The 22,846-nt window shown below is 52.4% G+C and carries 23 protein-coding genes; 18 read left to right on the plus strand and 5 right to left on the minus strand.

Going from position 1 to position 22,846, the window contains the following annotated elements; all coding sequences use genetic code 11:
- Positions 1-70 precede the first annotated feature (70 nt).
- Positions 71-1,606: a murein biosynthesis integral membrane protein MurJ gene (murJ, locus tag A9180_RS10340; protein ID WP_064528537.1), complete on the plus strand. Its 1,536-nt coding sequence runs from the start codon at positions 71-73 to the stop codon at positions 1,604-1,606.
- Between the two features lie 39 nt (positions 1,607-1,645).
- Here murJ and flgN read toward each other — a convergent pair whose 3' ends face one another.
- The 3 genes from flgN to flgA form a co-directional block, all read right to left on the minus strand.
- Positions 1,646-2,062 (minus strand): flagella biosynthesis chaperone FlgN, encoded by a 417-nt coding sequence (gene flgN / locus A9180_RS10345; RefSeq protein ID WP_064528538.1) that lies wholly within the window; start codon positions 2,060-2,062, stop codon positions 1,646-1,648.
- Between the two features lie 4 nt (positions 2,063-2,066).
- Positions 2,067-2,360: a flagellar biosynthesis anti-sigma factor FlgM gene (gene flgM / locus A9180_RS10350; RefSeq protein WP_064528540.1), complete on the minus strand. Its 294-nt coding sequence runs from the start codon at positions 2,358-2,360 to the stop codon at positions 2,067-2,069.
- A 75-nt stretch (positions 2,361-2,435) separates the two neighbouring features.
- Complete coding sequence (flgA, locus tag A9180_RS10355; RefSeq protein WP_064528542.1) at positions 2,436-3,095, minus strand: flagellar basal body P-ring formation chaperone FlgA; 660 nt, start codon at positions 3,093-3,095, stop codon at positions 2,436-2,438.
- A gap of 154 nt (positions 3,096-3,249) precedes the next feature.
- Here flgA and flgB point away from each other — a divergent pair, with 154 nt between their 5' ends.
- The 11 genes from flgB (at position 3,250) to flgL (ending at position 13,197) form a co-directional block, all read left to right on the plus strand.
- The gene (gene flgB, locus A9180_RS10360) at positions 3,250-3,666 is read left to right on the plus strand and encodes a flagellar basal body rod protein FlgB (RefSeq protein WP_064528544.1); all 417 of its coding nucleotides are present in this window, start codon (positions 3,250-3,252) and stop codon (positions 3,664-3,666) included.
- A 3-nt stretch (positions 3,667-3,669) separates the two neighbouring features.
- A complete protein-coding gene (gene flgC, locus A9180_RS10365) occupies positions 3,670-4,074 on the plus strand; it encodes a flagellar basal body rod protein FlgC (protein ID WP_001196460.1) in 405 nt (134 codons plus the stop codon).
- A gap of 11 nt (positions 4,075-4,085) precedes the next feature.
- Entirely contained in the window at positions 4,086-4,781 is a 696-nt protein-coding gene (flgD, locus tag A9180_RS10370) for a flagellar hook assembly protein FlgD (RefSeq protein ID WP_064528545.1), read from the plus strand.
- Positions 4,782-4,806: 25 nt separating this feature from the next.
- The gene (flgE, locus tag A9180_RS10375) at positions 4,807-6,012 is read left to right on the plus strand and encodes a flagellar hook protein FlgE (protein WP_064528547.1); all 1,206 of its coding nucleotides are present in this window, start codon (positions 4,807-4,809) and stop codon (positions 6,010-6,012) included.
- A gap of 19 nt (positions 6,013-6,031) precedes the next feature.
- Positions 6,032-6,787 carry a flagellar basal-body rod protein FlgF gene (gene flgF / locus A9180_RS10380; RefSeq protein ID WP_064528549.1) on the plus strand — a complete coding sequence of 252 codons (756 nt, stop codon included), beginning with the start codon at positions 6,032-6,034 and terminating at the stop codon, positions 6,785-6,787.
- Between the two features lie 152 nt (positions 6,788-6,939).
- A complete protein-coding gene (gene flgG / locus A9180_RS10385; RefSeq protein ID WP_000625837.1) occupies positions 6,940-7,722 on the plus strand; it encodes a flagellar basal-body rod protein FlgG in 783 nt (260 codons plus the stop codon).
- Between the two features lie 52 nt (positions 7,723-7,774).
- Positions 7,775-8,473: a flagellar basal body L-ring protein FlgH gene (gene flgH, locus A9180_RS10390; RefSeq protein WP_064528551.1), complete on the plus strand. Its 699-nt coding sequence runs from the start codon at positions 7,775-7,777 to the stop codon at positions 8,471-8,473.
- Positions 8,474-8,484: 11 nt separating this feature from the next.
- Positions 8,485-9,582, plus strand: a complete 1,098-nt coding sequence (gene flgI, locus A9180_RS10395) for a flagellar basal body P-ring protein FlgI (protein WP_064528553.1) — start codon at positions 8,485-8,487, stop codon at positions 9,580-9,582.
- Complete coding sequence (gene flgJ, locus A9180_RS10400; RefSeq protein WP_064528555.1) at positions 9,582-10,523, plus strand: flagellar assembly peptidoglycan hydrolase FlgJ; 942 nt, start codon at positions 9,582-9,584, stop codon at positions 10,521-10,523. Before flgI ends, flgJ begins: the two co-directional genes overlap by 1 nt.
- A 65-nt stretch (positions 10,524-10,588) precedes the next feature.
- The gene (flgK, locus tag A9180_RS10405; protein WP_064528557.1) at positions 10,589-12,232 is read left to right on the plus strand and encodes a flagellar hook-associated protein FlgK; all 1,644 of its coding nucleotides are present in this window, start codon (positions 10,589-10,591) and stop codon (positions 12,230-12,232) included.
- An 11-nt stretch (positions 12,233-12,243) separates the two neighbouring features.
- On the plus strand, positions 12,244-13,197 hold the full coding sequence (gene flgL / locus A9180_RS10410; RefSeq protein WP_064528559.1) for a flagellar hook-associated protein FlgL: 954 nt from the start codon (positions 12,244-12,246) through the stop codon (positions 13,195-13,197).
- A 170-nt stretch (positions 13,198-13,367) separates the two neighbouring features.
- Here flgL and rne read toward each other — a convergent pair whose 3' ends face one another.
- A complete protein-coding gene (gene rne / locus A9180_RS10415; RefSeq protein WP_064528561.1) occupies positions 13,368-16,553 on the minus strand; it encodes a ribonuclease E in 3,186 nt (1,061 codons plus the stop codon).
- A gap of 572 nt (positions 16,554-17,125) precedes the next feature.
- Here rne and rluC point away from each other — a divergent pair.
- Positions 17,126-18,085, plus strand: a complete 960-nt coding sequence (gene rluC, locus A9180_RS10425; RefSeq protein ID WP_064528831.1) for a 23S rRNA pseudouridine(955/2504/2580) synthase RluC — start codon at positions 17,126-17,128, stop codon at positions 18,083-18,085.
- A gap of 102 nt (positions 18,086-18,187) precedes the next feature.
- Here the strand turns inward: rluC and yceF are convergent, their stop codons facing one another.
- Positions 18,188-18,772 carry a 7-methyl-GTP pyrophosphatase gene (gene yceF, locus A9180_RS10430; RefSeq protein WP_064528833.1) on the minus strand — a complete coding sequence of 195 codons (585 nt, stop codon included), beginning with the start codon at positions 18,770-18,772 and terminating at the stop codon, positions 18,188-18,190.
- Positions 18,773-18,970: 198 nt separating this feature from the next.
- On the opposite strand from yceF, the gene yceD reads away from it, so the two are divergent.
- From yceD to fabD, 5 genes are all read left to right on the plus strand, one after another.
- Positions 18,971-19,492 (plus strand): 23S rRNA accumulation protein YceD, encoded by a 522-nt coding sequence (yceD, locus tag A9180_RS10435; RefSeq protein ID WP_001174481.1) that lies wholly within the window; start codon positions 18,971-18,973, stop codon positions 19,490-19,492.
- 51 nt (positions 19,493-19,543) lie between these two features.
- The gene (gene rpmF, locus A9180_RS10440; RefSeq protein ID WP_000290727.1) at positions 19,544-19,717 is read left to right on the plus strand and encodes a 50S ribosomal protein L32; all 174 of its coding nucleotides are present in this window, start codon (positions 19,544-19,546) and stop codon (positions 19,715-19,717) included.
- A gap of 80 nt (positions 19,718-19,797) precedes the next feature.
- Complete coding sequence (gene plsX / locus A9180_RS10445) at positions 19,798-20,868, plus strand: phosphate acyltransferase PlsX (RefSeq protein ID WP_074399521.1); 1,071 nt, start codon at positions 19,798-19,800, stop codon at positions 20,866-20,868.
- Positions 20,869-20,935: 67 nt separating this feature from the next.
- Complete coding sequence (gene fabH / locus A9180_RS10450; protein ID WP_064528567.1) at positions 20,936-21,889, plus strand: beta-ketoacyl-ACP synthase III; 954 nt, start codon at positions 20,936-20,938, stop codon at positions 21,887-21,889.
- A 15-nt stretch (positions 21,890-21,904) separates the two neighbouring features.
- Positions 21,905-22,834 carry an ACP S-malonyltransferase gene (gene fabD / locus A9180_RS10455; RefSeq protein ID WP_064528569.1) on the plus strand — a complete coding sequence of 310 codons (930 nt, stop codon included), beginning with the start codon at positions 21,905-21,907 and terminating at the stop codon, positions 22,832-22,834.
- Positions 22,835-22,846: the final 12 nt, after the last annotated feature.

Genomic DNA, 22,846 nt, shown 5'->3' on the forward strand with positions numbered 1-22,846 from the left:
GGTAGACTATTCGCCTCTTTCAGCGCCTGCCTTGCAGGCGTTTTGCCCGTGGGTCTGGATTAGAACACCGATGAATTTATTAAAATCGCTGGCCGCCGTCAGCTCGATGACCATGTTTTCGCGTGTGCTTGGCTTCGCACGTGACGCTATTGTCGCCAGAATATTTGGCGCAGGGATGGCAACCGACGCCTTTTTTGTTGCGTTCAAACTTCCTAATTTGTTACGCCGTATCTTTGCTGAAGGGGCATTCTCCCAGGCTTTCGTGCCGATTCTGGCGGAATATAAAAGCAAGCAGGGTGAAGATGCCACGCGGGTCTTTGTCTCTTATGTCTCTGGTTTGCTGACGCTGGCGTTGGCGGTTGTGACGGTCGCCGGTATGCTCGCCGCGCCGTGGGTGATAATGGTGACTGCGCCGGGCTTCGCTGACACAGCTGACAAATTTGCCCTGACCACCCAGCTATTACAAATTACCTTTCCCTATATCCTATTGATTTCACTGGCATCGCTGGTGGGGGCGATTCTGAATACCTGGAACCGTTTCTCGATTCCGGCATTTGCCCCGACGTTACTCAATATCAGCATGATTGGCTTTGCGCTGTTTGCTGCGCCGTATTTTAATCCGCCGGTGCTGGCGCTGGCGTGGGCTGTTACGGTCGGCGGCATCCTGCAGCTGGTGTATCAGCTACCGCATCTGAAGAAGATTGGCATGTTGGTATTGCCGCGCATTAACTTCCACGATGCCGGGGCGATGCGCGTAGTGAAACAGATGGGGCCGGCTATTCTTGGCGTTTCTGTTAGCCAGATTTCCTTAATCATCAACACTATTTTTGCCTCATTTCTTGCCTCTGGTTCGGTGTCGTGGATGTATTACGCCGACCGTTTGATGGAGTTTCCGTCCGGTGTACTGGGCGTGGCGCTGGGGACCATTTTGCTGCCGTCGCTGTCGAAAAGTTTTGCCAGTGGCAATCACGATGAATACAACCGTCTGATGGACTGGGGGCTGCGTCTTTGTTTCCTGCTGGCGCTGCCAAGCGCGGTGGCGCTGGGCATCCTCTCCGGTCCGTTAACCGTTTCGCTGTTCCAGTACGGTAAATTTACCGCCTTTGATGCGCTGATGACCCAGCGGGCGTTAATTGCCTACTCGGTAGGTTTGATTGGCCTGATTGTGGTGAAAGTGTTGGCTCCGGGCTTTTATTCACGGCAGGACATTAAAACGCCGGTGAAAATTGCCATCGTCACGCTGATTTTGACGCAATTGATGAACCTTGCATTTATCGGCCCGTTGAAACATGCCGGACTGTCGCTTTCCATTGGTCTGGCGGCGTGTCTGAATGCTTCGCTGCTTTACTGGCAGTTGCGTAAGCAGAAAATCTTTACCCCACAACCTGGCTGGATGGCGTTTCTGCTGCGTTTACTTGTGGCGGTACTGGTGATGTCTGGTGTGCTTTTAGGCATGTTGCATATTATGCCGGACTGGTCGTTGGGCACTATGCCGTGGCGTTTACTGCGTTTGATGGCGGTCGTTGTCGCGGGAATTGCAGCATACTTTGCCGCACTGGCGGTGTTGGGCTTCAAAGTAAAAGAGTTTGCTCGTCGTACTGCTTAACGTTGAATTCCGGCCTGCATCGCAGGCCGGAGAAAATCTTCAGATAGCAATCTTTTTACCACCGCGCCAGGGGGTTGAGGTCTGACCGTTCGCCCCGTACAGTGTCGGTTCCTGATGCGGTTTCAGCATTTCCAATGCCTGTTGATTGCGCTCAATCTGTCCTTCCAGTAGCCAGCCGTTATGCTGATTTAACTGGCGCAGTTGCTGCGTTTTCTCGGTGATCTCCTGCCAGGATTGAGCAATATCGTCGCTATTTTCTGTATCCGGTGCCTGCCGACGCAGCTGTTCCAGGTAATCCAGTGTCGCCAGCATTGAGCTTTTTTGTTCTGTAATATGTTGCAGCTGGCTACCAGTGAACTGCCCCATAGAGAGATATTGCTGCTCCTGGACCATCACTATATTGAGCTCGTTAAGCACCACAGACATCTGGTTGAGAATCTCAGCAAGACGCGGCATCGGATTATTTACTCAGTAAATCTTGTTGCACTTCGTTGATCAGCGCATCAGCAATTTTGCCGACATCCATTTTTAGTTCACCATTACGAATCGCCAATTTTAATGCTTCTACGCGTTCAAGATTGATATCACTGCTGCCCGGTTGCATCAGTGTTGCCTGCGCATCGCTTAACTTGACGCTGGTACTGGCGGTAGCCGTTGTTTTTGCTGTGTGGGTATTGGCTACCGGAGCCTCACTGGTTTCGCGTGGCTGAACGGTGCTTACAGGCTTCAGGGGGGAAGTGCGGTCAATACTCATGGTTTATTCCTCATTGAGGGCGCTTTTATCATTTGTTGCTTATTTATCGGCAATGGACGGGCAATCTTTAATAGCTTACAGGTTTATAAGAATATTCCCATCGGCATCCACTACGCCACTGACTACCTGACCCGATATCATTCTCACGCGGGCCTTTTGCGCGACGGAAGCGTTATTCAGCGCCAGACCTTCAGCATTTGCACTGAACCCATCGCCAATGGCAATCACGTTAACGCGTTGTCCTGCTTTTACCCGCCAGGCCTGACGCAGCATATTCAGCTGTATAGGTTGTTCGGGGAGCAAATCGCGCAGACTAACCGCATCAACCAATTGATTAACATCCAGAACGGTACGCGGCGGTAGTGTATCCAGCCTTCCGCGTTTAAGTTTTACGCTGCCAGCGTCAAGCTTTCCCCCACGCACAACAGGCATTGTTGCAACAACATAATTCCCTGTCGCCTGTACATTCACTTGCACGTAATGCTTATCGTTGCCGCAGCGTGCCAGCACATTCACATTGCCCCACAGGCGGGCGTTATTGGTCATGGAAAGCAGCGGCTGTTCGCACGGCGGCAATAAATTGGGTGCGGTGCGAATAGAGACGTGGACTTCATCACTTAGTCCTGCCAGTTGCGCAATGAAAAAGGTTTGCAACTGGGAGGGGAAATCGCCAGCCGCACTCAGTGGACTGAACAACATGGTGATGATCGCCACACAGCGCTTTATTGTCAGCATTTTTGCCCCCCAGCCATTTTTACAGCCTGAATTGTACCCTTACGCAATGACCATCAACGGCATAAATAGCAACCCATTTTGCTTTTATTCCGCCGATAACGCGCGCGTAAAGCATTTAAGCTGACGGCAGAATTTTGATACCTGCGGAGGAGATATGCTCGATAAGCTCGACGCCGCCTTACGTTTTCAACAAGAGGCACTCAATCTGCGCGCCCAGCGTCAGGAAGTGCTGGCGGCAAATATCGCCAATGCTGATACCCCTGGTTACCAGGCGCGCGATATGGATTTTGCCAGTGAACTTAAAAAAGTGATGCAGCGCGGGAGGGATGAAACCAGCGTGGTCGCGCTGACGCTGACCTCGTCGCAGCATATTCCAGCACAGGCGTTATCACCTTCTGCCACAGAATTGCAATACCGTATTCCGGACCAGCCTTCACTGGACGGCAATACCGTGGATATGGATCGCGAACGCACCCAGTTTGCCGATAACAGCCTGCAATACCAGATGAGCCTTAGCGCGTTGAGCGGGCAAATCAAAGGCATGATGAACGTATTACAAAGCGGAAATTAACGGATGGCACTGCTGAATATTTTTGATATCGCCGGATCGGCGTTAACGGCTCAGTCTCAGCGTCTGAACGTGGCAGCCAGCAACCTGGCCAACGCCGACAGCGTGACAGGGCCAGATGGTCAGCCGTATCGGGCAAAACAGGTGGTGTTCCAGGTGAACGCCGCGCCAGGGGCTGCGACGGGCGGAGTCAAAGTGGCTGACGTGATTGAAAGTCAGGCCCCGGACAAACTGGTCTATGAACCGGGTAATCCGCTGGCGGACGCGAAGGGCTACGTGAAAATGCCAAACGTCGATGTGGTAGGCGAGATGGTTAACACCATGTCGGCGTCGCGTAGCTATCAGGCCAACGTTGAAGTGCTCAATACGGTGAAAAGCATGATGCTGAAAACCCTCACGCTCGGTCAATAAAGGAGAAAGCCATGTCCATTGCGGTAACCACCACCGATCCGACAAATACCGGCGTTAGCACCACCAGCAGTAGTTCGATTACGGGCAGTAACGCCGCAGATTTACAGAGTAGCTTTCTGACTTTGCTGGTGGCGCAACTGAAAAACCAGGATCCGACTAATCCAATGGAAAACAACGAGCTGACGTCACAACTGGCGCAAATCAGCACGGTCAGCGGGATTGAAAAGCTCAACACCACACTCGGTTCGATTTCCGGACAGATTGATAACAGCCAGTCGCTACAGGCCAGCAATCTGATTGGTCACGGCGTGATGATCCCCGGTACCACCATTCTTGCCGGTACAGGCAGTGAAGAAGGGGCGGTGACCACCACCACGCCGTTTGGTGTTGAGCTGCAACAGGCTGCAGACAAAGTGACCGCGACCATAACCGATAAAAATGGCGCGGTTGTGCGCACCATTGATATTGGCGAACTCAGCGCCGGAGTCCACAGTTTCACCTGGGACGGCACGTTGACTGATGGTACGACTGCGCCGAACGGTTCTTATAACGTGGCAATTAGCGCCAGCAACGGCGGTACGCAGTTGGTTGCCCAGCCATTGCAGTTTGCGCTGGTACAGGGCGTGATTCGTGGCAATAACGGTAACACGCTGGATCTCGGCACTTACGGCACCACCACCCTCGACGAAGTACGGCAGATAATTTAAGCCTTCACATTTTCAGGAGTCAGTCATGGCCTTTTCTCAAGCGGTTAGCGGATTAAACGCTGCCGCCACCAATCTCGATGTTATTGGCAACAATATCGCCAACTCCGCCACCTATGGCTTTAAATCCGGCACGGCCTCTTTTGCTGATATGTTTGCTGGTTCGAAAGTGGGACTGGGGGTAAAAGTTGCAGGCATCACTCAGGATTTTACCGACGGCACGACCACAAATACTGGCCGTGGGCTGGATGTCGCTATCAGCCAGAACGGTTTTTTCCGTCTGGTAGACAGTAACGGCTCGGTGTTTTACAGCCGTAACGGGCAATTCAAACTGGATGAAAACCGCAACCTTGTGAATATGCAAGGTTTACAGTTGACCGGGTATCCGGCAGCCGGTACGCCTCCGACCATCCAGCAAGGGGCGAATCCGGGCAGTATTTCGATTCCAAATACCTTGATGGCGGCGAAGTCCACAACCACGGCGTCCATGCAGATTAACCTTAACTCCAGTGATACGCTTCCCACCGTGACGCCATTCAGCGCCAGTGATGCCGATAGCTATAACAAAAAAGGTTCGGTAACGGTGTATGACAGTCAGGGTAATGCCCATGACATGAGCGTCTACTTTGTGAAGACCCAGGATAATACCTGGGATGTCTACACCCAGGACAGTAGTGCTCCAAACAGCATTGCAACGATAGCGACAACACTGGAATTTGATGCCAATGGTGTTCTGACGTCGGACCCAACAAAGGATATTACCACTGGCGCGATTAATGGCGCGGATCCTGCAACATTCTCCCTTAGCTTCCTCAACTCCATGCAGCAAAACACTGGCGCTAACAATATTGTGGCGACCACCCAGAACGGTTACAAACCGGGCGATCTGGTGAGTTATCAAATCAACGATGACGGCACGGTAGTCGGGAACTATTCGAACGAACAAACCCAATTGCTGGGGCAGATTGTACTGGCTAACTTTGCCAACAACGAAGGACTGGCATCAGAGGGCGACAACGTCTGGTCTGCAACTCAGTCTTCTGGTGTAGCGTTGCTGGGAACCGCCGGGACCGGTAATTTTGGTGCACTGACCAACGGCGCCCTGGAAGCGTCCAACGTCGATCTCAGCAAAGAACTGGTCAATATGATTGTCGCCCAGCGTAACTATCAGTCTAACGCCCAGACCATCAAAACCCAGGACCAGATCCTCAACACGCTGGTTAACTTACGCTAATTGCTGACGGGATAGCTCGATGGATCACGCAATTTATACCGCGATGGGCGCCGCCAGCCAGACGCTGAATCAACAGGCGGTGACCGCCAGTAATCTGGCGAATGCCTCCACGCCCGGTTTTCGCGCGCAGTTAAACGCCTTACGTGCGGTACCGGTTGAAGGGCTTTCTCTGCCCACGCGCACGCTCGTAACGGCATCTACGCCAGGCGCAGATATGACGTCCGGCAAGATGGATTACACCTCGCGTCCCCTGGATGTTGCATTACAACAGGACGGCTGGTTGGCCGTGCAAACCGCTGACGGCAGCGAGGGGTATACGCGTAACGGCAGCATTCAGGTTGATCCTGGTGGACAACTGACGATTCAGGGGTATCCGGTGATTGGCGAGGCGGGGCCGATTGCCGTGCCGGAAGGGGCGGAAATTACTATCGCCGCCGATGGCACCATTTCGGCGCTCAATCCGGGCGATCCGGCAAATACCGTTGCACCAGTAGGACGGTTGAAACTGGTGAAAGCCATGGGCAGTGAAGTGCAGCGCGGTGATGACGGGATCTTTCGTATGAGCGCGGAAAGTCAGGCCACGCGTGGTCCGATGTTACCGGCTGACCCGACGTTACGGGTGATGTCGGGCGTGCTGGAAGGTAGTAACGTCAATGCCGTTTCGGCAATGAGCGACATGATTGCCAGTGCGCGGCGTTTTGAAATGCAGATGAAGGTAATAAGCAGCGTCGATGATAACGCTGGTCGCGCCAACCAACTGCTGTCGATGAGTTAATTGAAAGGATAAATGACAAGCATAAGTTGCCGAGGCGCAAGCTTATTGGGCCTACGGGATGATGCAAGACCTTGTAGGCCGGATAAGGCGTTGATGCCGCATCCGGCAAGAAGACATATGCGATTTGTCAGTAATCCACAACAGGACATTTTATGATCAGTTCATTATGGATCGCCAAAACGGGCCTCGACGCCCAGCAAACCAATATGGACGTCATTGCCAACAACCTGGCAAACGTCAGCACCAATGGTTTCAAGCGCCAGCGGGCAGTGTTTGAAGATCTGCTTTATCAAACCATTCGCCAGCCTGGCGCACAGTCTTCCGAACAAACCACCTTGCCATCCGGGTTACAAATCGGTACGGGGGTGCGCCCGGTCGCCACTGAACGCTTACACAGTCAGGGCAACCTGTCGCAAACCAATAACAGCAAAGATGTGGCGATTAAAGGGCAGGGATTTTTCCAGGTTATGCTGCCGGATGGCTCATCAGCCTATACCCGCGATGGCTCTTTCCAGGTGGATCAGAACGGGCAGCTGGTGACGGCGGGCGGTTTTCAGGTGCAGCCAGCAATCACCATTCCGGCGAATGCGTTAAGCATTACCATTGGTCGTGATGGCGTGGTCAGCGTTACCCAGCAAGGCCAGGCCGCTCCGGTTCAGGTTGGACAACTCAATCTCACCACTTTTATGAACGACACTGGCCTGGAGAGCATTGGCGAAAACCTCTACACCGAAACACAATCCTCTGGCGCACCGAACGAAAGCACGCCAGGTCTGAACGGCGCGGGGTTGTTGTATCAAGGATATGTTGAAACTTCTAACGTCAACGTAGCTGAGGAACTGGTCAATATGATTCAGGTACAGCGCGCCTACGAAATCAACAGTAAAGCGGTATCCACCACCGACCAGATGCTGCAAAAACTGACGCAACTCTAAAACATACCGGTAGGGCAACTTACCGGTTTATTGATTTTTGAAGATGATAGCCATGCAAAAAAACGCTGCGCATACTTACGGTATTTCCACCTTGTTGGTGCTTTCACTGACCGGCTGCGCCTGGATCCCGTCTACTCCGTTGGTGCAGGGGGTGACCACGGCACAACCTGTACCCGGCCCGACGCCCGTCGCCAATGGTTCCATTTTTCAGTCTGCCCAGCCGATTAATTATGGCTATCAGCCGTTATTTGAAGATCGTCGACCACGCAATATCGGCGATACGCTGACTATTGTGTTGCAGGAAAATGTCAGCGCCAGCAAGAGTTCGTCCGCTAATGCCAGCCGCGATGGAAAAACCAACTTTGGGTTTGATACTGTGCCGCGCTATTTGCAAGGGCTGTTCGGTAATGCCCGTGCCGATGTCGATGCCTCTGGCGGTAATAGCTTCAATGGCAAAGGCGGAGCTAATGCCAGCAACACCTTTAGCGGCACCTTGACCGTGACGGTTGATCAGGTGCTGGTCAACGGCAACCTGCATGTGGTGGGTGAAAAACAGATAGCCATTAATCAGGGTACTGAATTTATTCGTTTTTCCGGCGTGGTCAATCCACGCACCATCAGTGGCAGCAACACTGTACCGTCAACCCAGGTGGCAGACGCGCGCATTGAGTACGTGGGCAATGGCTACATTAACGAAGCACAAAACATGGGCTGGTTACAGCGTTTCTTCCTTAACCTGTCGCCAATGTAAGTGAGGCTGTGGTGATTAAATTTCTCTCTGTATTCATTCTTCTGCTGGTAGCGACCGTTGCACAGGCTGACCGCATCCGCGATCTCACCAGCGTACAGGGCGTACGGCAAAACTCGCTGATTGGTTATGGTCTTGTTGTTGGCCTTGACGGTACGGGTGACCAGACGACTCAGACGCCGTTTACCACTCAAACGCTTAATAACATGCTCTCACAGTTGGGAATTACCGTTCCGACTGGCACCAATATGCAGCTAAAAAACGTCGCTGCGGTAATGGTGACGGCGTCGCTGCCGCCGTTTGGACGCCAGGGGCAAACCATTGATGTGGTGGTTTCTTCCATGGGTAATGCCAAAAGTCTGCGTGGCGGTACGTTGTTGATGACACCACTTAAGGGCGTCGACAGCCAGGTTTATGCACTGGCGCAGGGCAATATTCTGGTCGGTGGCGCGGGGGCATCGGCGGGAGGCAGCAGTGTTCAGGTTAACCAACTGAATGGCGGACGGATCACCAACGGTGCGATTATTGAGCGCGAATTGCCCAGCCAATTCGGCGCTGGCAATACCCTCAATTTGCAGCTAAATGACGAAGACTTCGCGATGGCGCAGGAAATCGCCGACACCATTAACCGCTCAAGTGGATATGGTAACGCCACGGCGTTAGATGCGCGGACTATTCAGGTACGTGTGCCGAGCGGTAATAGTTCCCAGGTGCGTTTCCTTGCCGATATCCAGAATATGCAGGTCAATGTCACCCCGCAGGACGCCAAAGTGGTGATTAATTCGCGCACCGGCTCGGTGGTGATGAATCGTGAAGTGACCCTCGACAGCTGTGCTGTGGCGCAGGGCAATCTCTCGGTTACGGTAAATCGTCAGGCCAATGTCAGCCAACCAGATACACCGTTTGGTGGCGGACAAACCGTGGTTACGCCACAAACGCAGATCGACTTACGCCAGAGCGGCGGTTCATTGCAAAGCGTACGTTCAAGCGCCAGCCTCAAAAACGTGGTGCGTGCGCTCAATGCCCTGGGAGCCACTCCGATGGATTTAATGTCCATACTGCAATCTATGCAAAGCGCGGGATGTCTGCGGGCAAAACTGGAAATCATCTGATGATTAGCGACAGCAAACTGCTGGCGAGTGCCGCCTGGGATGCACAATCACTTAACGATCTGAAAGCGAAAGCGGGCAAAGATCCCGCAGCAAATATTCGCCCGGTAGCTCGCCAGGTGGAAGGGATGTTTGTGCAGATGATGCTAAAAAGCATGCGTGAAGCCTTACCGAAAGATGGTCTGTTCAGCAGCGAGCACACGCGCCTCTACACCAGTATGTATGACCAGCAGATTGCCCAACAGATGACGGCGGGCAAAGGTCTGGGACTGGCGGAGATGATGGTAAAACAGATGACGCCTGAGCAGCCATTGCCGGCAGAAGAGATGCCTGCGGGACCGATGAAATTCCCACTTGAAACGGTGATGAGTTTTCAAAATAAAGCGCTCAGGCAGATGGTGCAAAAAGCTGTACCGCGCAATTACGAGGCTTTGCTGCCTGGTGACAGCAAAACGTTTCTTGCACAGCTCTCGCAGCCAGCTCAGTTGGCAAGCCAGCAAAGTGGTGTGCCACATCATCTGATCCTCGCCCAGGCGGCGCTGGAATCAGGCTGGGGACAACGGCAGATTCGTCGCGAAAATGGCGAGCCGAGCTACAACGTGTTTGGCGTAAAAGCGTCAGGTAACTGGAAAGGACCCGTTACTGAAATCACCACCACTGAATATGAAAACGGCGAAGCGAAGAAAATAAAGGCGAAGTTTCGTGTTTACGGTTCTTATCTCGAAGCATTGTCAGATTACGTTGGGCTGTTAACCCGTAATCCACGCTACGCCGCCGTGACTCGCGCTGCCAGCGCCGAGCAGGGGGCGCAGGCGTTACAGGATGCAGGTTATGCCACCGATCCTGAATATGCCCGCAAACTCACCAATATGATTCAGCAATTGAAATCGGTTAGTGACAAGGTGAGCAAAACCTACAGTATGAGTATCGATAATCTGTTCTGAAAAATTCAAGTCCGGCGAGTGTCTGCCGATAATGCTCTGTAATTGAAGGCTTATAAGGAACCTCCATGTCCAGCTTGATTAATAACGCCATGAGCGGACTTAACGCTGCCCAGGCGGCGTTAAATACGGCGAGTAATAATATTTCCAGCTATAACGTTGCCGGATATACCCGACAAACCACCATTATGGCGCAGGCTAACAGTACGTTAGGTGCAGGCGGTTGGGTAGGCAATGGCGTCTATGTTTCTGGCGTGCAGCGAGAATACGATGCGTTTATTACTAATCAGTTACGTGCGGCGCAGACCCAGAGTAGCGGCCTGACTTCCCGTTATGAGCAGATGTCGAAAATCGACAATATGCTTTCTGGCAGCACCACGTCGCTGGCAACGCAAATGCAGGACTTCTTCACCAGTCTGCAAACGCTGGTCAGTAACGCAGAAGATCCGGCTGCGCGGCAAGCGCTGATTGGCAAGGCGGAAGGTCTGGTAAATCAGTTTAAAACCACCGACCAGTATCTGCGCGACCAGGACAAACAGATCAATATCGCGGTAGGTGCCAGCGTCGACCAGATCAACAATTACGCTAAACAAATCGCCAGCCTGAACGATCAGATCTCCCGTTTAACAGGTGTGGGTGCAGGGGCTTCACCCAACGATCTCCTTGATCAACGCGATCAACTGGTGAGTGAATTAAACCAGATCGTTGGCGTTGAGGTCAGCGTTCAGGATGGCGGTACTTACAATATCACCATGGCCAATGGTTACTCGCTGGTTCAAGGCAGTTCGGCACGCCAGCTTGCAGCAGTACCGTCCAGCGCCGATCCTTCTCGTACAGCAGTCGCTTATGTTGATGGGACGGCGGAAAATATCGAGATCCCGGAGAAATTGCTGAATACGGGGTCGCTGGGCGGCATTCTGACATTTCGCTCTCAGGATCTTGACCAGACGCGCAATACGCTCGGGCAACTGGCGCTGGCATTTGCCGAGTCTTTCAATGCCCAACATAACAAGGGGTATGATGCCAATGGTAAAAAAGGGGAGGATTTCTTTGCTGTTGGTAAGCCCGCTGTTCTGGAAAATGTCAAAAACAAAGGTAGCTCTGCGATCGGCGCTACGGTGACCGATAGTTCCGCTGTTCTGGCGACCGATTACAAAATCTCGTTCAAAGATAATCAGTGGCAAGTCACCCGTCTGGCCAGCAATACCACTTTTACGGTGGCACCAGATGCCGACGGCAAAGTCTCATTTGATGGTCTGGAACTGACCTTCACCGGAACGCCAAAACCTAACGACAGCTTCACGTTGAAACCGGTAAGCGATGCCATCGTCAATATGGATGTATTAATCACTGACGAAGCGAAAATCGCCATGGCCAGCGATGAAACCGCCGGTGAAAGCGATAACCGCAATGGTCAGGCGCTGTTGGATTTGCAAACTAACGGCAAAACGGTCGGCGGGGCGAAATCCTTTAACGACGCCTATGCCTCGTTGGTTAGCGATATCGGGAATAAAACCGCCACGTTGAAAACCAGCAGTACTACTCAAAGTAATGTGGTGACGCAACTTTCTAATCAGCAGCAGTCGATCTCTGGCGTCAATCTCGACGAAGAGTACGGCAACCTGCAACGTTTTCAGCAGTATTACCTGGCCAATGCACAGGTTCTGCAGACGGCGAACGCCATTTTTGATGCGCTGATTAATATTCGCTAAGGGGAGATAAGATGCGTTTCAGTACCCAGATGATGTACCAGCAAAATATGCGTGGTATCACCAATTCTCAGGCGGAATGGATGAAGTACGGCGAACAGATGTCGACGGGTAAGCGAGTCGTTAATCCTTCTGACGATCCCATTACAGCATCACAAGCCGTGGTTCTCTCCCAGGCGCAGGCGCAAAACAGCCAGTACACGCTGGCGCGGACTTTCGCGACTCAAAAGGTGTCGCTGGAAGAAAGCGTGCTTGGTCAGGTGACTACTGCAATCCAGAATGCCCAGGAAAAAATTGTCTACGCCAGCAACGGCACGTTAAGTGATGATGACCGGGCATCGTTGGCAACGGATATTCAAGGGATCCGCGACCAGTTGTTAAATCTGGCGAATACCACTGATGGGAACGGGCGCTACATTTTTGCCGGTTATAAAACAGAATCTGCGCCGTTTAACGAGGCGAAAGGCGAATATGTCGGCGGGAAAGAGAGCATTACGCAACAGGTCGATGCCTCTCGCTCGATGGTGATAGGGCATACCGGTGACAAAATTTTCAACAGCATCACCAGCAACGCGGTAGCGGAACCTGACGGTAGCGATTCTGAAACTAACCTGTTTGCTATGCTGGATAGCGCCATCGCGGCGCTAAAAACGCCTGTTGTGGATAGCGAAGCGGATAAAGAAACCGCCGCTGCGGCATTGGATAAAACCAACCGTGGTCTGAAAAACTCACTGAATAATGTCCTGACCGTACGCGCGGAACTCGGCACGCAACTGAATGAACTGGAGTCGCTGGATTCATTAGGTAGCGATCGCGCTTTAGGGCAAACGCAGCAGATGAGCGATTTGGTTGATGTGGACTGGAATGCAACTATTTCATCTTACATCATGCAGCAAACGGCGTTGCAGGCGTCGTACAAAGCGTTTACTGATATGCAAGGATTGTCTCTATTCCAGCTCAACAAATAAGCTCGTTTTTAAACATATCTTGAAACTGGGTATGTTTTGTCTGCCTGCTCTGGGATCGCCGGGGCGGGCATTTTTTTTGACTGAGTTCACCGATACTGATCTGCATTGATGTCATTTGCGAAATAAAAAGCCCCGGCGGTTGCCAGGGCTTGATCACCTTGAGTTAAGTGTTACTCAACAGGTTGCGGACGCGTAGGGCCAGCAGAGGCATGATGTGTTGCCGCATGACCACCTGCGGCACCTTTACCTTCGAAGGCAAAGGTCGGGCGCTGCCAGTCACTGTGACGCGGTGCTTCCGGAACATATTCCGGCGCCGGAGCGCGTGTCATCGGTGCAGTGGCGTGGTTATGTTCAACGATTACCTCGGATACAACAGGAGCTACCGTTTCAACTTCAGCTGCGACTTCAGCGACTACCGGGGCGGCAGCTTGAGCTACAACTTCAGGTTCGGCAACCACAACCTCGGCAGTTTCGGCAACTTCTTCAATGTCTGCCGTCTCTTCCTGCGGTTCAACTACCGGTTCTGCGTGCTCTGCAACGTCCTGCGCTACGGCAACATCGGCCTCGGCAATCACCTGATGCTGTTCAGTTACCGCTGCGGCAATCACTTCAGGATGCGTTGTTTCAACAACTTCTGGTTGCGGTTGTGCAACCTGAACAGGTGTTTCTACAACTTCAGCCACCTCTTCAACAACCGGCGCGGCAACAACAGGTTCGACAGCGGCAGCAACAGGGACTTCTGTCACCATCGGCTGCACCTGCATTTCTTCCTGTTCGCGTTGCTCCTCAATCTGTACATCTTGCGGACGTACAACTGGATAGCGGATCCATACTTTGCCAGAGGCCAGTTCCGGAGATGCGCACGCTACGGTTAACGGCATTGGTGACTGGGCCGGATAACGCTCGTCACGATAGCGACGACGACGCTGACCACTTACGCGCAGGTGACGAGGCGAGCGACGAGAACGACGTGGCATACCACCGTTGTCACGGTTATCGGCATTATTCTCTTCTTGCTGTTCCGGCGCAGTTTGTGCAACCACTGGCAGCGGTACTTTCACCAGTTCAGTGCTCGGGGCTTGCACTTCCTGAGTAACAGGCTCGGTAGCGACGGTTTCTTCAACCACCGGTGCGGTGACCACTTCTTCCGCAATGCTTTGTTCATAGCGCACTTTCTGATTCAGCTGACGTTGTTTACGACGCGGCTGAACCGGACGTGCACGTTCTTCCTGCTCGGTTTCCTGAACAGATTGCTCTTCAACATCCAGCGCTTTCACTTCTTGTTGCGCCTGACGTTTATCATCGTTACGGCGACGGCTGCGCTCACGACGCGGTGCTTGCTGTTCGTCAGTATTACGCGCTTTTTCCGTTACATCAGCCTGCTGACGGCTCTCTCGAGTCTCAGCCGTTTGCTGCTGCGCCTGGCGACGATTACGACGGTTTTCTTCGCGATTATCGCTACCTTCCGTACGTTCGCTACGCGTGTCGCGGCGTTCATTACGGTCACGGCGGTTGTTCTGACGAGGCTTACGGCGATCCTGTTGGCGCTCCGGTTTCGCTTCCTCTTTTGGTGCAGGTTGCTCGGCCGGTTTGGTTTCTTCACCGCCGCTGAACAGCGATTTCAGTGCACTGAAAAGGCGGCTCAACAGACCCGGTTGTGCTGGAGCTGCTGGCGTTGCGGTTGCCGCTTTAGGTGCCGGGGCTGCTGCAGGCGCTACAGGTTCAGCCGGAGCTGGAGCTGGTGGCACATCCGGCATAGCAAAGGTTGCCAGTGCAGGTTGTTCAGGGCGCTTACGTTCAGCGAACTCTTCTTCTGACGGCAACGCCATCGCTTCTTCATGCAGTTTCGGCAGCATGTAGCTTAAGGTCGGCGTTTCTTCCCCTTTACGCACGCGCAGCACGTGATAGTGCGGAGTTTCCATCTGATCGTTTGGCACAATCACACAGCGCACGCCGTCCTGACGGGTTTCAATGGCATTTACCGCAGAACGTTTTTCGTTCAACAGGTAAGAGGCGATAGGCACAGGAACAATGGCGTGGACTTCCTGGGTGTTCTCTTTCAGGGCTTCTTCTTCAATCAGACGCAGGATAGAGAGCGACAGGGATTCGTTGTCACGCACGGTGCCAGTACCGGAACAACGCGGACAAACGTGATGACTGGATTCACCCAGCGACGGGCTCAGGCGCTGGCGGGACATCTCCAGAAGGCCGAAGCGAGAAATATGGCTGATTTGGATACGTGCACGGTCCTGACGCACCGCTTCGCGCAGACGGTTTTCTACCGCACGCTGGTGGCGTACTGGCGTCATGTCGATGAAGTCGATAACAATCAGGCCACCGAGGTCACGCAGACGCAGCTGACGAGCAATTTCATCAGCAGCTTCCAGGTTGGTGTTAAACGCAGTTTCTTCGATATCGCCGCCGCGAGTTGCACGTGCGGAGTTGATGTCGATGGCGGTTAACGCTTCGGTGGTGTCGATAACAATGGAACCACCGGATGGCAGACGGACTTCACGCTGGAAGGCGGACTCAATCTGCGATTCAATCTGGTAGTGGCTGAACAGCGGAATTTCACCGGTGTACAGTTTGATTTTGCTACTGAAATCCGGGCGACCTAACGCAGCAATATGCTGACGCGCCAGTTCGAGCACTTTCGGATTATCGATAAGAATTTCACCGATGTCCTGGCGTAAGTAATCGCGGAATGCGCGAACGATTACGTTGCTCTCCTGGTGAATCAGGAACGGAGCAGGGCGGCTTTCAGCCGCTTTTTTGATGGCTTCCCAGTGCTTCAGACGGAAGCTTAAATCCCATTGCAGCGCCTCGGCAGATTTGCCGACGCCAGCAGTACGCACGATAAGCCCCATGCCTTCCGGCAGTTCCAGGCTTGCCAGTGCTTCTTTTAATTCGGTACGGTCGTCGCCTTCGATACGGCGAGAAATGCCGCCTGCGCGCGGGTTGTTTGGCATCAGAACCAGATAACTACCCGCAAGGCTGATAAAGGTCGTCAGCGCAGCCCCTTTGTTGCCGCGTTCTTCTTTATCAATCTGAACAATAACTTCCTGGCCTTCACGCAACACATCTTTAATGTTGGGGCGACCATGAGCACTGTAGTTAGCTGGGAAATATTCGCGGGCAATTTCTTTTAGAGGGAGGAAACCGTGACGTTCTGCGCCGTAATCAACAAAAGCAGCTTCCAGACTCGGTTCAATGCGGGTGATTTTACCTTTGTAGATGTTAGCCTTTTTCTGCTCATGCCCCGGGCTTTCGATATCCAGGTCATACAGACGCTGCCCATCTACAAGGGCAACGCGCAACTCTTCCTGCTGAGTTGCGTTAATTAACATTCTTTTCATCGTAACTTACTCATTATTCTTACATTGACGACTAAGCTGCGGGCAAAGTAACGCCTTGCCGGGTGTGAACCGATGGCCTCGTGTCTAGTCGCGTCGCCAACCTCACGGTTATCGTCAGCTCAAAGAGGCGCAGAGTGTCGGTTGCCTGTTTTTCATGCGGAAAAACAGCGCAATTATCAGAGAAACAGACTGGGTATTACTCTCCAGAAATATTTCTATCTACCGGTAAGGACTGCAACCCGCAGCCCGCTAACTGCCTGAAAGATCAATACGTCTTACGCCATTGCTGCGTTGATGATCGGTCGGGCAAAATGGGTTATTCCGTAAAATTTCTTGTTTTAACAAGGTTGGACACGGAAACGTTCTCATTATTCCATTGCAAGCCTTGTTATAGCAAGATGACTTTTACCATTTATCACCCACTTACTCACAGTTTTTTCACTTCTTGCTGGCGATTGGTTTAATAACCACCAATTAGGTGATCACCCTGCGAAGTAATAAGGTGCAAAACTAAATATAAGCATAGAAAAATGAGTGGCGCGAATCTTGCTGGCTATTTAGAATCGCCCACCATGAAAACAGAGACTCCATCCGTAAAAATCGTTGCTATCACTGCTGATGAAGCAGGGCAACGTATCGATAACTTTTTGCGTACTCAACTGAAAGGTGTACCAAAAAGTATGATCTACCGTATTTTGCGTAAAGGTGAAGTACGGGTGAACAAAAAACGTATTAAACCTGAATATAAACTCGAAGCTGGCGATGAAGTGCGTATTCCGCCAGTTCGCGTTGCCGAACGGGAAGAAGATGCGGTGTCGCCACATTTGCAAAAAGTGGCGGCGCTGGCGGATGTCATCTTATATGAAGATGATCATATCCTGGTGCTGAATAAACCGTCCGGTACGGCGGTACATGGCGGCAGTGGTTTAAGTTTCGGCGTTATTGAAGGTTTGCGGGCGTTGCGCCCTGAAGCGCGGTTCCTCGAACTGGTGCATCGGCTCGACCGGGACACTTCAGGCGTGCTGCTGGTGGCGAAAAAACGCTCGGCGTTACGTTCACTGCATGAGCAGTTACGTGAAAAAGGTATGCAGAAAGATTACCTGGCGCTGGTGCGCGGTCAGTGGCAGTCACACGTGAAGAGTGTACAAGCGCCGTTGCTGAAGAATATTTTGCAAAGCGGTGAGCGTATTGTGCGTGTGAGTCAGGAAGGTAAACCATCCGAAACGCGTTTTAAAGTGGAGGAACGCTATGCGTTTGCCACTCTGGTGCGTTGTAGCCCGGTTACCGGACGTACTCATCAGATCCGTGTGCATACTCAGTATGCTGGTCATCCGATTGCGTTTGACGATCGTTACGGCGACCGCGAATTCGATAAACAATTGACTGAAGCGGGAACGGGGTTAAATCGCTTGTTCCTGCATGCGGCAGCGTTGAAGTTTACCCATCCGGGGACGGGTGAAGTGATGCGTATCGAAGCGCCAATGGATGATGGTTTGAAGCGTTGTTTGCAGAAGCTGCGTAATGCGCGTTAATGCGAGCATATAAGCCGTAGGCCTGATAAGGCGTTTACGTCGCATCAGGCAGCCATAACCGATTGCCGGATGCGGCATAAATGCCATATCCGGCCCACGAAGTTACCCCATCAGCGGGTTTTGCCCTTCCCGACGCAACATCTGACAGAGCGCGATAAGCGGCAAACCAACCAGCGTGTTAGGGTCACGCCCCTCTAAGCGCTCAAATAGCGTAATACCAAATCCTTCACTCTTAAAGCTGCCTGCGCAGTGCAGGGGATGCTCTTTACGTACGTAATTATCAATCTCCGCCTCGCTCAGGTGACGGAAATGGACGTCAAAAGGTTCAACTTCTGTTTGCAGATGCCCATTCGCCGAATTAAACAGCGCCAGCCCGGTATAGAAGGTGACAATATTGCCACTGGCTTTACGTAATTGCAGACGGGCATTTTCTTCCGTTAACGGTTTGCCAGTAATTTCACCGTCCAGGACACACACCTGATCAGAACCAATAATTAAATGATCCGGATAACGTGACGCCAGGGATTGTGCTTTTTCCTGCGCCAGTCGAAGCACCAACTGACGTGGTGATTCGTCGCTGCGTGGGGTTTCGTCGACTTCCGGTGCGGCACATTCGAAAGAGATTTGCAGTTTTTCCAGCAGGACGCGGCGCCAGGGCGATGTGGAGGCTAAAATAAGTTTAGGCATATTTTTTTCCATCAGATATAGCGTATTGATGATAGCCATTTTAAACTATGCGCTTCGTTTTGCAGGTTGATGTTCGTTATCAGCACTGAACGAAAATAAAGCAGTAACCCGCAATGTGTGCGAATTATTGGCAAAAGGCAACCACAGGCTGCCTTTTTCTTTGACTCTATGACGTTACGAAGTTAATATGCGCGCCCTATGCAAAAGGTAAAATTACCCCTGACTCTCGATCCGGTTCGTACGGCTCAAAAACGCCTTGATTACCAGGGTATTTATACTCCTGATCAGGTTGAGCGCGTCGCCGAATCTGTGGTCAGTGTGGACAGTGATGTGGAATGCTCCATGTCGTTCGCTATCGATAACCAACGTCTCGCGGTGTTAAACGGCGATGCGAAGGTGACGGTAACGCTCGAGTGTCAGCGTTGCGGGAAGCCGTTTACTCATCAGGTCTACACAACGTATTGTTTTAGTCCTGTGCGTTCAGACGAACAGGCTGAAGCACTGCCGGAAGCGTATGAACCGATTGAGGTTAACGAATTCGGTGAAATCGATCTGCTTGCAATGGTTGAAGATGAAATCATCCTCGCCTTGCCGGTAGTTCCGGTGCATGATTCTGAACACTGTGAAGTGTCCGAAGCGGACATGGTCTTTGGTGAACTGCCTGAAGAAGCGCAAAAGCCAAACCCATTTGCCGTATTAGCCAGCTTAAAGCGTAAGTAATTGGTGCTCCCCGTTGGATCGGGGATAAACCGTAATTGAGGAGTAAGGTCCATGGCCGTACAACAGAATAAACCAACCCGTTCCAAACGTGGCATGCGTCGTTCCCATGACGCGCTGACCGCAGTCACCAGCCTGTCTGTAGACAAAACTTCTGGTGAAAAACACCTGCGTCACCACATCACTGCCGACGGTTACTACCGCGGCCGCAAGGTCATCGCTAAGTAATCACGCGTCTGCGTGATGAAGCTTAGTGAGGATTTTCCCCAGGTAACTGGGGAAAGACCAAACCGGGCGGCGACGATACCTTGACACGTCTAACCCTGGCGTTAGATGTCATGGGAGGGGATTTCGGTCCTTCCGTGACAGTGCCTGCAGCTTTGCAGGCACTGAATTCTAATTCGCAACTCACTCTTCTTTTAGTCGGCAATCCCGACGCCATCACGCCATTACTTGCTAAAGCTGACTTTGAACAACGTTCGCGTCTGCAGATTATCCCTGCTCAGTCAGTTATCGCCAGTGATGCCCGGCCTTCGCAAGCTATTCGCGCCAGTCGTGGTAGCTCAATGCGCGTGGCGCTGGAGCTGGTTAAAGAAGGTAGAGCACAAGCCTGCGTCAGCGCCGGTAATACCGGAGCGTTGATGGGGCTGGCAAAATTATTACTCAAGCCCCTTGAGGGGATTGAGCGTCCGGCGTTGGTGACGGTGTTGCCGCATCAGCAAAAGGGCAAAACGGTGGTTCTCGATTTAGGGGCCAACGTCGATTGTGATAGCACAATGTTGGTGCAATTCGCCATTATGGGATCCGTTTTGGCTGAAGAGGTGGTGGAAATTCCCAACCCTCGCGTGGCGTTGCTCAATATTGGTGAAGAAGAAGTGAAGGGTCTTGACAGCATTCAGGATGCCTCAGCTGTGCTGAAAACAATCCCTTCTATCAATTATATCGGCTATCTTGAAGCCAATGAGTTATTAACTGGCAAGACAGATGTGCTGGTCTGTGACGGCTTTACAGGAAATGTCACATTAAAGACGATGGAAGGTGTTGTCAGGATGTTCCTTTCTCTGCTGAAATCTCAGGGTGAAGGAAAAAAACGGTCGTGGTGGCTACTGTTATTAAAGCGTTGGCTACAAAAGAGCCTGACGAGGCGATTCAGTCACCTCAACCCCGACCAGTATAACGGCGCCTGTCTGTTAGGATTGCGCGGCACGGTGATAAAAAGTCATGGTGCGGCCAATCAGCGAGCTTTTGCAGTCGCGATTGAACAGGCAGTGCAGGCGGTGCAGCGACAAGTTCCTCAGCGAATTGCCGCTCGCCTGAAATCTGTATACCCAGCTGGTTTTGAGCTGCTGGACGATGGCAAAAGCGGAACTCTGCGGTAGCAGGACGCTGCCAGCGAACTCGCAGTTTGCAAGTGACGGTATATAACCGAAAAGTGACTGAGCGTACATGTATACGAAGATTATTGGTACTGGCAGCTATCTGCCCGAACAAGTGCGGACAAACGCCGATCTGGAAAAAATGGTGGATACTTCTGACGAGTGGATTGTTACTCGTACCGGTATCCGCGAACGCCATATTGCTGCGCCAAATGAAACCGTTGCAACCATGGGCTTTGAAGCGGCAACGCGTGCAATTGAAATGGCTGGCATCGATAAAGACCAGATTGGCCTGATTGTTGTGGCAACGACTTCTGCCACCCACGCCTTCCCGAGCGCAGCATGTCAGATCCAAAGCATGCTGGGCATCAAAGGCTGCCCGGCGTTTGACGTTGCCGCAGCCTGTGCAGGTTTCACCTATGCATTGAGCGTAGCCGATCAATACGTGAAATCTGGCGCGGTGAAGTATGCTCTGGTCGTCGGTTCCGATGTACTGGCGCGCACCTGCGATCCCACCGATCGCGGGACCATTATCATTTTTGGCGATGGCGCGGGCGCTGCAGTGTTGGCTGCCTCTGAAGAGCCTGGAATCATCTCTACCCATCTGCATGCCGACGGTAGTTATGGTGAATTGCTGACGCTACCAAACGCCGATCGTGTGAATCCAGAGAATTCAATTCATCTGACCATGGCGGGCAACGAAGTCTTCAAGGTCGCGGTAACGGAGCTGGCGCACATCGTTGATGAGACGCTGGAAGCAAATAATCTTGACCGTTCCCAACTGGACTGGTTGGTTCCGCATCAGGCGAACTTGCGTATTATCAGCGCAACGGCGAAAAAACTCGGCATGTCAATGGACAATGTCGTCGTGACGCTGGACCGCCACGGTAATACCTCTGCCGCTTCTGTACCGTGCGCGCTGGATGAAGCCGTACGCGACGGGCGTATTAAGCCGGGTCAGTTGGTTCTGCTTGAAGCCTTTGGCGGTGGATTTACCTGGGGCTCCGCGCTGGTTCGTTTCTAGGATAAGGATTTAAACATGACGCAATTTGCATTTGTGTTCCCTGGTCAGGGTTCTCAAACCGTTGGAATGCTGGCTGATATGGCGGCGAACTATCCAGTTGTCGAAGAAACCTTTGCTGAAGCTTCTGCGGCGCTGGGCTATGACCTGTGGGCGCTGACCCAGCAAGGGCCAGCCGAAGAACTGAATAAAACCTGGCAAACTCAGCCAGCACTGTTAACTGCCTCTGTTGCACTGTACCGCGTATGGCAGCAGCAGGGCGGTAAAGCACCGGCAATGATGGCCGGTCACAGTCTGGGTGAATACTCCGCGCTGGTTTGCGCTGGTGTGATTGATTTTGCTGATGCAGTGCGTCTGGTTGAGATGCGCGGCAAGTTTATGCAGGAAGCTGTACCGGAAGGGACTGGCGCAATGGCGGCAATCATCGGTCTGGATGATGCGTCTATTGCGAAAGCGTGTGAAGAAGCAGCAGAGGGTCAGGTCGTTTCTCCGGTAAACTTCAACTCTCCGGGCCAGGTGGTTATTGCCGGTCATAAAGAAGCGGTTGAACGTGCTGGCGCAGCCTGCAAAGCTGCGGGCGCAAAACGTGCTCTGCCGTTGCCGGTGAGCGTACCTTCTCATTGTGCGCTGATGAAACCCGCTGCCGACAAACTGGCGGTTGAATTAGCGAAAATCACCTTTAACGCGCCGACCGTTCCGGTAGTGAATAACGTTGATGTCAAATGCGAAACCAATGGCGATGCCATTCGTGATGCGCTGGTACGTCAACTGTATAACCCTGTCCAATGGACGAAATCCGTTGAATACATGGCAGCGCAAGGCGTTGAGCATCTTTATGAAGTGGGGCCGGGCAAAGTGCTTACTGGCCTGACTAAACGTATTGTCGACACCCTGACCGCCTCGGCGCTGAACGAACCTTCAGCGATGGCAGCGGCGCTCGAGCTTTAAAAGAGGAACAAC

The sequence above is a fragment of the Escherichia sp. B1147 genome (assembly GCF_001660175.1).
Classification (GTDB): Bacteria; Pseudomonadota; Gammaproteobacteria; order Enterobacterales; family Enterobacteriaceae; genus Escherichia; species Escherichia whittamii.